The 14,809-nt window shown below is 34.2% G+C and carries 19 protein-coding genes and 1 tRNA gene; 10 read left to right on the forward strand and 10 right to left on the reverse strand.

Going from position 1 to position 14,809, the window contains the following annotated elements:
• Positions 1–6: 6 nt before the first annotated feature.
• The 4 genes from NMAR_RS01060 to NMAR_RS01075 all read left to right on the forward strand — a co-directional run bounded on the left by NMAR_RS01060 (position 7) and on the right by NMAR_RS01075 (position 4,558).
• Entirely contained in the window at positions 7–450 is a 444-nt protein-coding gene (locus NMAR_RS01060; RefSeq protein ID WP_012214587.1) for a hypothetical protein, read from the forward strand.
• Positions 440–796: a reverse transcriptase-like protein gene (locus tag NMAR_RS01065; protein ID WP_012214588.1), complete on the forward strand. Its 357-nt coding sequence runs from the start codon at positions 440–442 to the stop codon at positions 794–796. The genes NMAR_RS01060 and NMAR_RS01065 overlap by 11 nt, the downstream gene beginning before the upstream one ends.
• Positions 797–861: 65 nt before the next feature.
• Positions 862–2,958: a 4-hydroxybutyrate--CoA ligase gene (locus tag NMAR_RS01070; RefSeq protein WP_012214589.1), complete on the forward strand. Its 2,097-nt coding sequence runs from the start codon at positions 862–864 to the stop codon at positions 2,956–2,958.
• 73 nt (positions 2,959–3,031) lie between these two features.
• Entirely contained in the window at positions 3,032–4,558 is a 1,527-nt protein-coding gene (locus NMAR_RS01075; protein ID WP_012214590.1) for a 4-hydroxyphenylacetate 3-hydroxylase family protein, read from the forward strand.
• A 154-nt stretch (positions 4,559–4,712) separates the two neighbouring features.
• Here the strand turns inward: NMAR_RS01075 and NMAR_RS01080 are convergent, their stop codons facing one another.
• Both NMAR_RS01080 and NMAR_RS01085 read right to left on the reverse strand, forming a co-directional pair.
• Positions 4,713–5,423, reverse strand: coding sequence for a signal peptidase I (locus tag NMAR_RS01080; RefSeq protein WP_012214591.1), 711 nt, complete (start codon positions 5,421–5,423; stop codon positions 4,713–4,715).
• 40 nt (positions 5,424–5,463) lie between these two features.
• Positions 5,464–6,234 (reverse strand): zinc-ribbon domain-containing protein, encoded by a 771-nt coding sequence (locus tag NMAR_RS01085; protein ID WP_012214592.1) that lies wholly within the window; start codon positions 6,232–6,234, stop codon positions 5,464–5,466.
• A gap of 115 nt (positions 6,235–6,349) precedes the next feature.
• Here NMAR_RS01085 and trxA point away from each other — a divergent pair, with 115 nt between their 5' ends.
• The 3 genes from trxA to NMAR_RS01100 all read left to right on the forward strand — a co-directional run bounded on the left by trxA (position 6,350) and on the right by NMAR_RS01100 (position 7,278).
• On the forward strand, positions 6,350–6,676 hold the full coding sequence (gene trxA / locus NMAR_RS01090; protein WP_012214593.1) for a thioredoxin: 327 nt from the start codon (positions 6,350–6,352) through the stop codon (positions 6,674–6,676).
• 127 nt (positions 6,677–6,803) lie between these two features.
• Positions 6,804–6,875 (forward strand) — tRNA-Ala (locus NMAR_RS01095).
• 43 nt (positions 6,876–6,918) lie between these two features.
• Positions 6,919–7,278: a zinc ribbon domain-containing protein gene (locus NMAR_RS01100; protein ID WP_012214594.1), complete on the forward strand. Its 360-nt coding sequence runs from the start codon at positions 6,919–6,921 to the stop codon at positions 7,276–7,278.
• A 21-nt stretch (positions 7,279–7,299) separates the two neighbouring features.
• On the opposite strand, the gene NMAR_RS01105 is transcribed toward NMAR_RS01100, so the two are convergent.
• On the reverse strand, positions 7,300–7,839 hold the full coding sequence (locus tag NMAR_RS01105) for a zinc ribbon domain-containing protein (RefSeq protein ID WP_012214595.1): 540 nt from the start codon (positions 7,837–7,839) through the stop codon (positions 7,300–7,302).
• A 319-nt stretch (positions 7,840–8,158) separates the two neighbouring features.
• On the opposite strand from NMAR_RS01105, the gene NMAR_RS01110 reads away from it, so the two are divergent.
• The gene (locus NMAR_RS01110; protein WP_238523181.1) at positions 8,159–8,437 is read left to right on the forward strand and encodes a hypothetical protein; all 279 of its coding nucleotides are present in this window, start codon (positions 8,159–8,161) and stop codon (positions 8,435–8,437) included.
• 3 nt (positions 8,438–8,440) lie between these two features.
• Here the strand turns inward: NMAR_RS01110 and NMAR_RS01115 are convergent, their stop codons facing one another.
• Positions 8,441–8,704 carry a hypothetical protein gene (locus NMAR_RS01115; RefSeq protein WP_012214596.1) on the reverse strand — a complete coding sequence of 88 codons (264 nt, stop codon included), beginning with the start codon at positions 8,702–8,704 and terminating at the stop codon, positions 8,441–8,443.
• A 94-nt stretch (positions 8,705–8,798) separates the two neighbouring features.
• On the opposite strand from NMAR_RS01115, the gene NMAR_RS01120 reads away from it, so the two are divergent.
• Positions 8,799–10,193: a dihydroorotase gene (locus NMAR_RS01120; RefSeq protein WP_012214597.1), complete on the forward strand. Its 1,395-nt coding sequence runs from the start codon at positions 8,799–8,801 to the stop codon at positions 10,191–10,193.
• 2 nt (positions 10,194–10,195) lie between these two features.
• Here NMAR_RS01120 and amrB read toward each other — a convergent pair whose 3' ends face one another.
• Complete coding sequence (gene amrB / locus NMAR_RS01125; protein WP_012214598.1) at positions 10,196–11,023, reverse strand: AmmeMemoRadiSam system protein B; 828 nt, start codon at positions 11,021–11,023, stop codon at positions 10,196–10,198.
• Between the two features lie 20 nt (positions 11,024–11,043).
• Positions 11,044–11,661: a TIGR00296 family protein gene (locus NMAR_RS01130; protein WP_012214599.1), complete on the reverse strand. Its 618-nt coding sequence runs from the start codon at positions 11,659–11,661 to the stop codon at positions 11,044–11,046.
• 33 nt (positions 11,662–11,694) lie between these two features.
• Between NMAR_RS01130 and amrS the strand changes: the two genes are divergently transcribed.
• Entirely contained in the window at positions 11,695–12,765 is a 1,071-nt protein-coding gene (gene amrS, locus NMAR_RS01135; protein ID WP_012214600.1) for an AmmeMemoRadiSam system radical SAM enzyme, read from the forward strand.
• 1 nt (position 12,766) lies between these two features.
• On the opposite strand, the gene NMAR_RS01140 is transcribed toward amrS, so the two are convergent.
• Genes NMAR_RS01140 through NMAR_RS01155 form a run of 4 tightly spaced genes read right to left on the reverse strand, consistent with a single transcriptional unit; the run spans position 12,767 to position 14,804 of the window.
• Positions 12,767–12,964, reverse strand: coding sequence for a hypothetical protein (locus NMAR_RS01140; RefSeq protein WP_148680013.1), 198 nt, complete (start codon positions 12,962–12,964; stop codon positions 12,767–12,769).
• 37 nt (positions 12,965–13,001) lie between these two features.
• The gene (gene rpiA, locus NMAR_RS01145; RefSeq protein WP_012214601.1) at positions 13,002–13,676 is read right to left on the reverse strand and encodes a ribose-5-phosphate isomerase RpiA; all 675 of its coding nucleotides are present in this window, start codon (positions 13,674–13,676) and stop codon (positions 13,002–13,004) included.
• On the reverse strand, positions 13,677–14,636 hold the full coding sequence (locus tag NMAR_RS01150; protein WP_012214602.1) for a hypothetical protein: 960 nt from the start codon (positions 14,634–14,636) through the stop codon (positions 13,677–13,679).
• Entirely contained in the window at positions 14,637–14,804 is a 168-nt protein-coding gene (locus NMAR_RS01155) for a 50S ribosomal protein L37e (RefSeq protein ID WP_012214603.1), read from the reverse strand.
• Positions 14,805–14,809: the final 5 nt, after the last annotated feature.

Genomic DNA, 14,809 nt, shown 5'->3' on the forward strand with positions numbered 1-14,809 from the left:
AAACACATGCTGCAAGAATATCTAAAACTTAACAAGAATATTCTAATTGCTTTTGCTGCATCAATAACAATTTCTGCAGTTATCGCACAAATTTTATCTGATCAAGCTGACTATCTGAATACAACTTATACAACTATTGCTGATTATGCCATTTACTTTTCTGTTTTTAGTGGACTATTCTATCTTGATAACCGAAAGAAATACCGTTTAGAAAATGGAGAAACTGATACTATAAAATTAAAACATGATTTAAAAAAATTAATTGCTTCCTTGGGAATTGCAGAGATCATCTATACAATTGCAAGATGGGCATTACAATATTATCTACTTACAATTAATTATGATCCCTACTTGGCATCAATTATATCTCAAGGAATATCTACTATCATTTACATGATAGTTGTAAATCTAAGTGTAAAGATAACGAGGTTGTACAAAGATGGGAATTAGTATTTTTGTTGATGGTTCAGGAGGTTCAAACGGTGGATATGGTTATTTTGTAAAAGAAACAGGGGAATCATTTTATGAAAAAAAACCTGAAATTACCAATAACCAGGCTGAATATCTGGCAATAATTTCTGCATTAAACAAATTTGTTGATTCTGATGATGAAATTACAATTTACAGTGATTCAAAAAATACTGTAAATCAACTAAATCATGAATTTGCAATAAATAATGAACAATTACGTGATCTGGCAAGAGAAGCTTGGAGTATAATTGGAAAATTTTCAAAGTTATCCCTTGTTTGGGTACCTCGAAAAGAAAATCTGGCAGGAAAAATGCTGGGAAGCTAAATTTTAGAGATCAGTAATTTCCATGAATAACTTTATTATACAAAATCCTTAGATCCAACTTATCCATGACTGATTCTCCTATTTTATCACCAAAATCAATTGCAGTAATTGGTGCATCTGATAAGAGAGGAAGTGTTGGTGCTACTATTACATCAAATATTATGAATGGTTTCAAGGGAACAGTATACCCTATTAGTCCTACAAGAGACACTGTATTTTACAAAAAAGCATACAAGAGTGTTTTAGATGTTCCAAAATCAATTGATCTTGCAGTTATTGTTATCAAAAATACACTTGTTACTCCTGTTTTAGAAGAATGTGGAAAGAAGAAAATCAAAGGCGTAATTATCATAACAGCTGGTTTCAAAGAAGTAGATGAAGAAGGAGCGAAAAGAGAACAACAAGTCATAGACATTGCAAAAAAATACAACATGCAAGTTGTTGGACCTAATTGCCTTGGTGTCATGAATCTTGATTCAAAAACAATGATGAATTCTACTTTTCTTAAAGTTACACCAAAGTCTGGAAAAATTGCACTTGTTTCACAAAGCGGAGCAATTTGTGCTGCACTAGTTGAAGATGCTAGTGCACAAGGAATTGGATTCTCAGCTGTTGTTAGTCTTGGAAACAAAGCTGTAATGAGTGAAGTCGACGTTCTAAAAATTCTTGCAAATCACAAACAAACAGAGGTTATTGTAATGTATCTTGAAGATATGGGTGATGGCCAAGAATTCCTCAAAGTTTGTAAAAATATTACTAAAAAACTCAAAAAACCTGTTCTAGTTCTTAAATCTGGACGCAGTCCTGAAGGTGCAAAAGCCGCAATGTCTCATACTGGAGCCTTAATGGGTTCAGATGAAATCTATGATGCATTACTGAAACAATCTGGTGCAATCCGAGTTGATACTATGGAAGAACTATTTGATTATGCAACAGCATTCTCAAAACAACCTTTACCATCTAATGGTGATTTAGTAATTGTATCAAATGCTGGTGGACCTGCAATCATTTCTACAGATGCATGTTCAAAGGCAAAAATCAAAATGGCAGATATTACAAGTATAAGAAAGAAAATTGATGAAGTAATTCCTCCTTGGGGGAGTTCTAGAAATCCTGTTGATATTGTTGGTGATGCTGATTTTAATAGATTCCATAATGTTTTGGACCGTGTCTTAAAACATCCAAAAGTTGGTTCTGTTATCTCAATGTGTACACCTTCTGGTACGCTGAATTATGATAAACTTGCAGAGGTTATTGTTGAGATGTCAAAAAAATACAAAAAAACCATGCTTGCAAGTTTAATGGGATTAGATGAAGGAGTTACTAATAGAGAAATCTTAGCTGACGGAAATGTTCCATATTATACTTATGCAGAAGGTGCTATCCGAACTCTTGCTGCTATGATTAGATTCTCTGATTGGGTTAAATCTTCTCCTGGTAAAATTACCAAATTCAAAGTAAACAAAGCAAAGGCCAAAAAAATATTTGATCAAGTTAAAAAAGAAAAAAGACCAAATCTCTTAGAAGAAGAAGGACAAGAAGTTCTCAAAGCATATGGTTTGCCACTTCCTAAAAGTACACTTGCTAAGAATGAAGCAGAAGCTGTAAAGGCTGCAAAAAAGATTGGTTATCCAGTTGTAATGAAAATTGCATCTCCTCAAATTATTCACAAATCTGATGCAGGTGGTGTTAAAGTCAATTTAACAAATGATGCTGAAGTAAAAGATGCTTTCAAAACTATTGTAAAGAATGCTAAAAAGTACAACAAGAAAGCCGAGATAAAGGGTGTTTTGATTGTCGAGATGGTCAAAGGTGGAAAAGAATTGATCATAGGCTCCAAATTAGAACCTGGATTTGGTCCAGTAATTATGCTTGGTATGGGTGGAATATACGTAGAGGTTCTCAAGGATGTAACATTCAAACTTGCTCCAGTAACTGATAAGGAAGCTGATGATATGATTGCATCAATTAAAACTCAAAAACTACTACAAGGAGTTCGAGGTGAGAAACCATCTGATATTGTAAAACTCTCTGAGTGTATTCAGAGATTATCTCAACTAGTTTCTGACTTTAAAGAGATCAAAGAATTGGACATGAATCCTGTACTTGTCATGGAAAAAGGTAAGGGTTGCAGAATTTTAGATGTCCGAATAGGTCTTTGATCGCAGTTTATTCGTAAATTTCTACGCGTACAAATTTAGAATATTTATACAACATGAAGATGATTATTGTTACATGGCTAATGTCCTAAAGACAATTAGAAGTGGTGATGACTATATTGAAAGTCTTAGAGGACGTGATCTCAAAGTTTACCTTTTTGGAGAATTAGTCAAAGAGCCTGTAGACCACCCAATGATTAGACCTTCCATTAATGCCGTTGCCGAAACTTATGATCTTGCATTACGTGAAGAAGCATTAGCTTCTGCTGATTCGTCAATTACTGGACTAAAGGTAAATCGATTTTTACATATTGCAGAAAGTGCTGAAGACCTTGTTTTACAAAACAAGATGCAAAGAAAATTAGGTCAAAATACTGGAACATGTTTCCAAAGATGTGTTGGAATGGATGCAATGAATTCTTTGCATTCTACAACTTTTGAAATTGACGAGAAACATGGAACTGATTATCATAAAAGATTCTTAGAATTTGTTAAAATGGTACAACAAGAAAATCTTGTAATTGGAGGTGCTATGACTGATCCAAAAGGAGATAGAAGCAAAGGACCTTCAGAACAAGATGACCCTGACTTGTTTACAAGAATTGTTGATACTGATGAAAAAGGAGTCTACGTTTCTGGTGCTAAAGCACATCAAACTGGTTGTATAAACTCTCACTGGATAATTTTGATGCCAACCATTAGATTAACAGAATCTGACAAGGATTGGGCCATTGTTGGTGCAATTCCTGCAGATGCAAAAGGTGTCACTTACATTTACGGTAGACAATCGTGTGACACTCGAAGCATGGAAGAAGGTGATATTGATGATGGTAATGCAAAATTTGGTGGACAAGAAGCATTAATCATCTTAGATAGAGTATTCATCCCATGGGATAAGGTCTTCATGCATGGTGAATATGAGTTTGCATCAATGCTTGTAGAACGTTTTACATGTTATCATAGACGCAGCTATGTTTGCAAAACAGGACTTGGAGATGTTTTAATTGGAGCTGCTGCAACAATTGCAGACTATAACGGAGTTCCTAAAGTTTCACATATCAAAGACAAAATCATTGAGATGACTCATCTTAATGAAACAATATTTGCAGCAGGTATTGCATCTTCACATCAAGGACAAAAGATGAAATCTGGTGTATATCTTAATGATGATATGCTTGCACAAGTTTGCAAACATAATGTTACTAGATTCCCATATGAGATTAGCAGATTAGCTCAAGATATTGCAGGAGGATTAGTAGTTACTCTACCATCTGAAAAAGACTTTAGACATCCTGAAGCAGGACCATTACTCAAAAAATACCTTGCAGGCCGAAAAGGTGTTGATGTGGAAAACAGAATGAGAATTCTTAGATTAATTGAAAACATGACCTTGGGCAGAAATGCAGTTGGATATCTTACTGAATCCATGCATGGCGCAGGTTCTCCACAGGCCCAAAGAATACAAATTCAGAGACAAATGCAAGTTGGATACAAAAAGAACCTTGCAAAGAATCTAGCAGGAATCACAAATGATGTTGAAGAGCCTAAAGAGTCATCTGAATACTTTAAGCGAGTTTTCAAGACAAAAGATTCTGTACTCTGATTTTTTACCAATTCATAAACAATTCTACTCTTTTGAAACTTAACAATACTTAGGATCCTTTTTTAGTAATTTTCACGTAATTATACTACCAAGCAAACAGGACGATCTTGTGTTGTTTAGGCATAATGTGAACCTGTTTGCCTGAAATAAACAACTACTCTTTCTTTTCTTCTTTAGATTCTTCACTATGTTCTGTAGGATCGTCTGATTTTGTCTCAGTCGATTCGTCATTTTTTTCAACATTGTTTAATTCAGTAGATTCTGAATACTCTGTGTCCTCCTCAATCTTGTCAATGTCTGACAATTCTTCAATTGTGTCAGGATTTTCTGAATCCATTGGATCTTCAAATGGTAATTCTTTTTCCTCTTTTCTTTTTGCAAATTGTTTGAATATCATTATTCCAATTACAATTGCAATTATGACATAGTTGATTGGTGGTTTTAGTAATTGTGTAACATATCCTACTTGTGGAAGTGTATATGCTACTTTTCCAATGTATTCTTCTTCAGTAATTGGAAAGTCTGTACCTGGAATTGAAGCTGGATTTGCATCTCCTTTTGTTCTAATTGTTCGAGGATCTTCATCTAAGATTGACGCAACTCTATGCACAATTACTCTATTATGATCAGAAGGACGATCAAACACGATAATGTCTCCCACTTCTAACTCATTAAACGGCTCATGTCCTGAAACCATCAAGACATCATAAACTTCTAAAGCTGGAATCATACTTCCACTTGCAACCACATAAAATGGATTAGGCGTTCCAAATGCAATTTGAAGACCAATCCAAATTACCAAAACACCAACGGCAACAATAATAATATCTTTGATAACTCCTTTTGAAATAGACTTTTTTCCCAATTACATAATCGCCTTTAGTACCCTTGATTAAATTTACTGGCTATTGAAGTGGTGTTCCACATTCTTCACAGAATTTTGAACCCTCTTTATTTACAAATCCACAACTTGAACATTTTCCTAGAGGTGCACTCTCTTCTGGATTTCCCAATAAGATGACTTCGCCCACTTTTTTGATACTTTTCCATGGGATACTGCCTTCACTTCCGTCATTTTGAGTAATTACTAGAACCATTGATTGTGTTGAATCAATTCCAACTTGTTTTGCAATTCCAATTTTGTTGGCATTTTCATCATATACTGCTCTGCCTTCGATTGAACTTACTGATGTTGCAGGACTTGGCTGAGTTGCTGTTTCTTGTGTAGATTGTACTTGAGGTTCTTCAACAGGTTGTGGAACACTTTCTACTGTTGGTTCTTGTGGCGTTTCAACTTGTGGAGCAACTTCTGTCTGTGGTTCTAATGGTTTTGCATTTCCAACATCTCCTGCTTCGTCTTGTTTTTTGAATTCTCTGTATTCTGCAATTGATGCTTCACATGTATTGCAAATGTATTGTCCTCTTTCTGCAAGAATTAAATTTTCTGCAACTTCTTCATTTGGATTTTCAAATTCAATTTTTGGAGCTCCTTCAAACTCTTTTTCACAAGTGTTGCAAAAATGTTTAGAAATTTTATCAGCATCTAATCTACCAATTGGTGCCAAAAACAGATCTGGACCACCAAGATTACCTTTCATTTGTTGTTCATCTGTTACACGGGCCATTACATAGCCGCCAGAACCTCTTAATTTTTTAATTCTAAGTTCTGAACTCATAACTGGGATTTATCAAAACGTCATTTAAGTATATATCAGAATCTATTTTCCACCAAAAAATATGGTGTAAATTCTGGTGAACGTTTTTAGGTACGAATAACAAATTACCAGTACAATGGGAATTACACAAATTTCAGATGCAAAGTCTTGGGAAGTTGATGTGATAAACTCTGACCTCCCTGTATTTGTTGACTTTTGGGCCGAATGGTGTGGTCCATGTAGAATGGTAGGTCCAGTAGTTGAAGAACTGGCAAGTGACTATGATGGCAAAGTAAAATTTGTCAAGGTTAATGTTGATGAGGCTAATGAATTGGCATCAAAATACAATGTCTTTAGTATTCCAACCTTAATTCTCCTAAACAAAGGTGAGATAGTTAGCCAGCAAGTAGGTGCTGCTTCTAAAGAATCATACAAAAATATGATTGACAGAGCCCTGGCATAAATTCTCAAAAAACATATTTTTCTTATTTTTACATTTAATTCCGTATTTTTCTAACAATTTCTAATTTTTTGTTTAATCAAACAAAATTTGATAAATGAATAAAAACACAACTCCAAGAGTAGTTTAGGGGCCGGTGGTTTAGGGGTATAATGCCTCGTTCGCAACGAGGATGTCGAGGGTTCGATTCCCTCCCGGTCCACTTTTCCAGAAACTATTATACATAAACACGAAATATTATCTTCATGGAAGTATTTGATGGCAAAAAAGCAGCACAAGAATACATGTCAAAACACACTCTGGCCTTTTCCACTCCAGAACTAACTTTGATGAGATTTGCGTTTTGGTTAGGTGACTCTGTTCCAGATCCAAACAATGACGGAAAAGGTATTCCAAGAATGATGACTTTTCTAACAGAACAAGACTTTGAACCTGTTTTGATTGATGACGACAAGTATGAACCATCTGGTGCAGTCAAAAGCTCAGGCTTGATGGGAAATGCTTACACTGAACAAAAAACTGATGGAAAGTTTTGCTCAGAATGTGGTACTAGTCTTTCAGCAACCGCAAAGTTTTGTCCAGAATGTGGAACAACTCAAGAATAATCTAATTTTTAATTTCTAATTTTATGCTTTAGCTCCGCACTTTGTGCAGAATTTTGCATTTGGTCTTAACTCTGCACCACATGATGAACATCCATTTCCATTACTTTGAGGTGCAGTTTGTCTTGGCATTAATGCAGGATCTGGTGATGGTAATGTGCCAACATCATTGAAAGCTTCTTGTGCAGATACAATTCCTGGTGGACCTCCACCAACTGGATTTTGTGCAGTTCCTGCTCTTGATGGCATACCACCTGGCATTCCTCCTGCCATCATTCCTGGTTGTCCCATACCTGGCATCAAACCCGGTGATTGTGTATTTCCAGAACCTGAACCAATTGATTTTTTTAATTCAAAGATTACTTTGATTGCTAGAAATTCTAATGCAGAATATGCTACTGTATAATCTCCTAATTTTTGAAAGAATTCTTTGTCACTAATCTGACCTTTTTTGTACATATTGTTGGTATCTAGAAATGATTCATAGTATCCTTGTGATTCATCAAACAAACTTTGCAGTTTGTCAAAGAGCATGTTTAGTGTATCAACTTCACCAAATGACATACTCTGCTTCGATTTTTGGAATATTAATTACTTTAGGATCCAAACTGGCTAAAGATTAATCTCCAGAGAAAAAAGCAGTCTCCTTTGCTATGGAGACTCTGTAATTGTATTAACTAGTTTATGTGAGCTTTTAGGCCCCCAGCTAACACCGCGAGATGTCTCTGACTCAATGAATATCCTACTATCATGTCTTTGTTAAAAAATCAGAGTCAAAAAGAATCACTTTTTACTAAATCTTTTTTGGTAATTTCTTAATATTCTACTTTGTCTTTTACAAATTAATCATAACCGATATTTGTTCTGCTATTCAAAGCAATTAGTGATCAAAAATCTAGTGATAACTATACTCTGTATTATTTCAGTATTTGTTGTAGTGATATTCTTTATTCCGTTAGTAAATGAATTTGAAACCTTCAATTGCATTACTGCTTCTTGTGAAATCCCAAAAATCACTATTTTTGAATCAATTAAAAAACAATTTTCTTTAATTGATAGTTTTGAAGACTGTATTTCTGCAGGTAATCTTGTAATGGAATCTCATCCACGACAATGTAGAACTGTTGATGGAAAATATTTTGTTGAGAAGATAAATCCTTGATGCTTATGTCATCACTGTAACTTCTTTTTCTGACATTCCGCCATATCCTGGATCAATTTTTTGTTTTGGATTAAGTGATGTGTCATGATGACATGGTTTGTTGCAAACCGGACAAAATTTTCTATCCATTACTATGCATTGACAGATATGATTTTTCAGATATGCTTGTGCAGCTTGATTCCATTCTCCTGTACCATTACAATATACACATACATTTGAACCACTAGAGCCAACTCCTTTACAAAAATCACATACATCTTCTGCCATGTCTATTGTTATCGTATCTGGTTTTTGAATAAATATATTTGAAGAGATTGACTATCTCAAGGCATTAATAGACTGCAGGCAATAAAATTTTCAAATGACTTATGATGCTGTAATTGTTGATTCACACGTTATACTCCCGCAAGGAATGGTGGATAAAAACATCGTAATTGATGATGGAAAAGTAGTTAGCCTCACAAATGATGTTCCTGCATGTGATAACAAAATCAATGGAAATGGACTGATTTCTGTTCCTGGTCCAATTGATACACATGTTCACTATGGTGTTTATTCTCCAATCAACGAGGCAGCAAAGACAGAATCTCATGCTGCTGCAATTGGTGGTGTTACAACTATGATGAGGATGCTTAGATTGGGAGACCCATTTTCTAATTCACTCCAAGATCAATTAGATGCTGCATCTCAAAATCATTATGTTGACTATGCAATACATGCATCTGTTTTTACTCCTCAACAAATTAATGAAATGGATTACTGTGTGAAAAAAGGAATTACCTCATTCAAAATTTACATGAATCTTGGCGGCGAAATTGGTCATGTTTACATGGATATGCCACCAAATTCTTCTAAACTTGTTGCAGCTAACGTTGATGTAACTGATGAGATTGTTGAGCAGACTGTAAAAACTGCAGCTTCTCTTGGATGTCCTGTTTTGGTTCATGCAGAAGATTATGAATCCTGTGGATGTGGAATTCAAACTGCACGAGAGAAAAACCAAGATGGATTGTCTGCATGGTCTGAAAGTCGTTCCCCTGAATTTGAAGCAAAAGCCATCAAAACTGTTTCAAAGTTTGGACGCGATTATGATTGTGTTATCTATTTTGTTCATATTGGTTCAGAACAAGCTCTAAAACAAATTCAAGAAGAAAAAAAACTAGGAACAAAGATTTTTGTCGAAACATGTCCTCACTATTTGACATTATCTTATGAAAAACAAAATGGCTATCTTGCTAAAGTAATGCCTCCAATACGAACAGAAACTGACCGACAAGCAGTATGGGGTGCACTTTCTTCAAATCAAATTGATACTATAGGCACTGATCATGTTGCAAATCAACTCAAACTCAAATTGGGTGGAGATGATGTATGGTCTGCATTAGCTGGATTTCCAGGAATAGGAACTGTACTTCCTATTGTACTCAATGATGGAGTAAACCAGAATAAAATTACTTTAGAGCAATTTGTGCGCTTTACAAGCCAAAATGCCGCACAAATATTTGGAATGTATCCTCAAAAAGGTACTCTTGAAAAGAATTCTGATGCTGATGTTACTATGATTGATCTGAAAAAAGAAAAGAAAGTAACATCTGAATTATTTGGTGGGTTTTCAGATTACATCGTTTATGAAGGTAGAAATTTGAAAGGCTGGCCTGTTAAAACAATAGTACGAGGAGAATTAATTGCTGAAGACTTTGAAGTTATTGGAAAACTTGGTCATGGGAAACTTGTTCCACGAGCAATTCCTAAATAATTTTAAATAAATTTAATCGCACCATACCCAACAACAGATGATGTATCTCCCATAACATCTCCACTTGTAGTGTAACTTAGTAATTCTCCTTTAACCGCACCTAAATTTTTACATGCAATCATCACTGATGCCATAGCTCCATAACCACATGCAGTTACTCTTTTTTCCATTAAAACACTATAGAATTTTTCAACATCCATTTCTAATATTGGCTCAATCAATGCTTTATCTTGAGAATGTGCAAAAGAATTTTCTTCATAATGTGTAAAATCAGATGATGCAACAATCATTGTATTTCTTGATTTTGCAATTTGTGCTACTGCATTTCCCACATCTTTTGCCATTTCTAAACTTTGATCGCGTAAAATTATTGGAAGGATTTTGAATTTTTCAGAAAAGATTGATTGCAACATAGGAATTTGAACTTCTAGACTATGATCTCTTGAATGAGAAAACTCATCAATCTCTATGTATTTTGAATTATTTGCTATCTCTTTTGCAGCCTCTGAATCCACATCTACCAATCCTAGTGGTGTTTCCCATTGAGCATTAACCATTGTAGCAACATCTTTTCCAACTCCAAAATGATTAGGTCCAAGAATGATTACTAGTTCCGGATTTTTAGACGAAATTGCCTTGTAAGAATAACATGCCGTAGGTCCCGAATAAACATAGCCTGCATGAGGTGAAATTACTCCGTAAATTCCTTCATTATTTTGTATTTGATTGCCAGGTCCAAATTTGTGCTGAATACAAGAATTAATCATTTCTTCAAGTTCATTTTTTGTTCCAGGGTAAAATTGACCGGCAACAACTGGTTTTCTAATCATAGGTTATCATCTACATTATTTTATAAAAGACCATTAGGTGATTCTCTAAGAATATTCCCATTGGGTTTTTCTTCTTTGAAAATAACTCCTTGAAATTTTAAAATTGTTGTTGATTTTTCTTTCCATGCATCTTTGTTTAATCCTGCTTTTTGACATGTATATTCTAAGAATTCTTTTTCATTCCATCCATATTCTGTGGGAACTTGTGGCAATAACAATCCTGATGAAAAACTATTTTCCACAATTAATCCATCTCTACCAACTTTGATTTCTGATAGATACTCTGAATATTCTTCTACTTTGATTTCTTCAGGAGGTGTAAGAACAGTTACTTCAAATGTTATCTTGTCTAATTCATCAATAGTTACTGGAGTAAATCTTGGATCTTTTGTAGCAGCTGAAATTGCAGCATCAACTAACCCATCACATAATTTCTTTACTGGAGTTGGATATCCAATACACCCTCTTAGATCATTTTCTTTGTTTATTGTAACAAAAACCCCTGAACTAAAATTAAATTTTGAATCAAATTCTGAATCAATAATTTTAGAATTATTTTTTAAAAATTCAATTACAACTTTTCTTGCCATCTTAACTAATTCTATTCCATCTGAATCTAAAAATTGAAAATTTGTCATACTTGTTAAATATGTAAAATAGACATAAAAAGCGTGACTGCAATTCTCGGCAAAGAAGCTGAATTATACGAAAAACTTGCAGATGATAAAGTCAAGTGTACTGCATGTGCACGATATTGCGAAATTGGTAAAGGACAAATTGGTTTATGTGGAATTCGTGGAAATGAAGATGGAAAATTACAACTTTATGCCTATGGAAAAGTAATTTCTGGTCATGTTGATCCAATTGAAAAAAAACCATTAATCCACTATTATCCTGGAAGTAAAGTCTATTCAATTGCTACAACTGGATGTAATTGGCTTTGCAGATATTGTCAAAATTCTGACATCAGTCAGAGACGAGAAATTCAAGGAATTGATATGACTCCTGATCAAGTTGTTGATACTGCAATCAAGTATGGTGCTCATGGAATTGCATATACATACAATGAACCTTCCATCTTTATTGAATTTGCAAAAGATTGTGGTGTTGCTGCAAGAAAAAAAGGATTGTTTAATGTCTTTGTTTCAAATGGATATGATACTACTGAATCAGTTTCAATGATGAATCAATTTCTTGATGGGATAACCGTTGATTTCAAAGGAAGTGCAGAAAAAGAATTTACTCGAAAGTTTATTGGAGTTCCAGATCCTCAACCTATCTTTGATACTTTGTTAGAAATTCGAGATAAAACCAATATTCATATCGAAATTACTGATCTGATTGTCCCTAAAGTTGGTGATGATCTAGAACATGCAAAAAAACTTTCAAACTTTATTCTCGATGAGTTTGGACCAGAGATGCCAATTCATTTTCTACGATTTCATCCCGATTACAAAATGATGGAATATCCAAGTACTCCTGTAGAAACATTGGAAAAACATTATCAAATTGCAAAAGAAGTTGGACTAAAGTATGTGTATTTAGGAAATGTTCCTGGACACAAATGGGAGCACACGTATTGTTCTGAATGCAATAATGTTGTTGTAAATCGCTATGGCTTTAGTATTAGAGAATGGAATCTTGATAAAAACAACTGTTGCAAGTTTTGTGGAAATAAAATTCCAATAAAAGGAAAATTGCAGGAAGGATACAAAGAAGATAGATTTCAGTTTGTATCGTAGACTACTTCATAGTTCTTAATTGTCTTTCTGTATCTCTTATGAAATCCTCGTATTTCATGATTTGAGTGGTAATTCTGAATGCATTCATCTGGTCTTCATTATTTTTTGAGCCTAGGAATGGTTTTCTCAATTCCATTAGTCTTTGCTGTTCTTCTGTAGCCTTTAGAATATCATTTCTGAGATCCTCACTTGTTGCCACGCATAATATACGTGATTTTTGAATTTAAGAATTTCATCTATAAAATATCGAATTTTTCGCCAGTTTTTGCTCTATAGATTACATCTGGCTTTCTGAGGAAAATTCCTGATTCTAAGACACCAGTAGTTGCTTTGATTTTTTGTGTCAATGCCTTTGGATTTTTTATTGTTCCAAAATCACAATCTAAGATAATGTTTCCATTTTCTGTAAAAAATGGATAACCTCTATCAAGTGAACGCAATTCTGCTTTGCCTCCTAATTTCTTCATAGATTTTGATACAGAATTTCTTGCAAGTGGATGTACTTCTACTGGAACAGTTCTTGTAAAGTTTTTTACAAATTTTGTTTTGTCTGCCATTACTACAACTTTTTTTGCAAGACTGAACAAAATATTCTCTCTAAGTAAAGCTCCTCCACCTCCTTTGATTACAAATTTTTGAGAATCAATTTGATCTGCACCATCAAATACTACATCAATATGTTCTACTTGATCAGCTTCTATCAACGGAATTCCAACTTTTTCTGCAATTAGTTTGATTTGTAATGATGTTGGAACTCCTTTGATGTTGTAATTTTTTAGTTTGATTAATTTTCCAAGTGATTTAACAAGTACAGTAGCTGCTCTTCCACTACCTAAACCAACAACATAATCATCTTTTACAAATTTTAATGCATTATTTGATAATGCCGTGATGGCACCATCGTATGACAATTACTCTACCTCTGCTTGATCAAGCTTTGATAGAACTTTCATGATGTCGCCTTTAATTTTATCTAAATCATCCATGTCATCATCAACATCATCTGCTGATGTTGGTTCTGGTTTTTGTACTTCTGGTTCTGGAAGTGCTTTATGTTCTGTAATTTTGGCAACTTCTTTGTTAATGTCTGGTTTTGGTTCTACTTTAGGCTCAGGAATTGATGTAACTTCCTGAATTATCTCAATTTTGTCTTCAACTTTTGGTTTTGGTTGAACAATTTCTTTGACAATTTCCTCTTTTGGCTTGATTAATTCAGTTTGAATTGGTTTTGGTTGCGGCATTGACTTTTGAATTGGTTTTTCTTCTTTTTCAAATAATGGGAATTTTGGTTCTTTTCTTGAAATATTTGTTAAAGTAGTTAATTCAAATGACTGTCGTGATTTTGTTGCAGGAATTGTAACTGGTTCTGTTTCTTTTGGCTTTTCAAAATTGAATGTGTTCTTAATTGATGTTGATTGTTTTGTTCCTTTTTTGACTTCTGGTTCCTTTACTTTTGGTGCTTCAACTTTTGTAGTTGTCATTTTTGATGATAGTTCATACAATCTATCATCTAGTTTTGATAACTTTTGATCCATTAATGTGATCAAACCATCTCCTACTGGACCCAAGTCTGGATGTTTACTTGCTTGTTCAAGTTTTTCTAATTTTGCTAGAACAATTCCTAATTGATGCTGATACTTTAGTAACAACTTGTCTTTTTGAATTTTTGAAAATTCTGAATCTGCTTGGTATAGTCTTGAGATTGTTTTTGTTAGAATATCTTTTTCAATTTTTAATGAGTTAATCTGACTTTTGATGTGTGAACTAGCACCAAGACTAAGTAATTGATTTTTGTCTCTTGGCATTTTTCGTACAGCAGCAGCTGTAGCTACACCGGCTAATGAACTAAGAATAAGGGCAATTTCTTGCATCTATGTATACCATTTAATCCAGGAATATTTTCTTCTTTTGGCCTCTGGGAATCCACAACTTGCACATTGGTGATGACGTTTGTGAAGTGAGTTCTTTCCACATCTTCTGCATCTGATGTGAACTTTTTTCTTTGTAAAACCACCCATAGAAGTTGTACCTTTTACCATTCCAT

This window comes from Nitrosopumilus maritimus SCM1 (assembly GCF_000018465.1).
In the GTDB taxonomy this organism is placed as follows: Archaea; Thermoproteota; Nitrososphaeria; order Nitrososphaerales; family Nitrosopumilaceae; genus Nitrosopumilus; species Nitrosopumilus maritimus.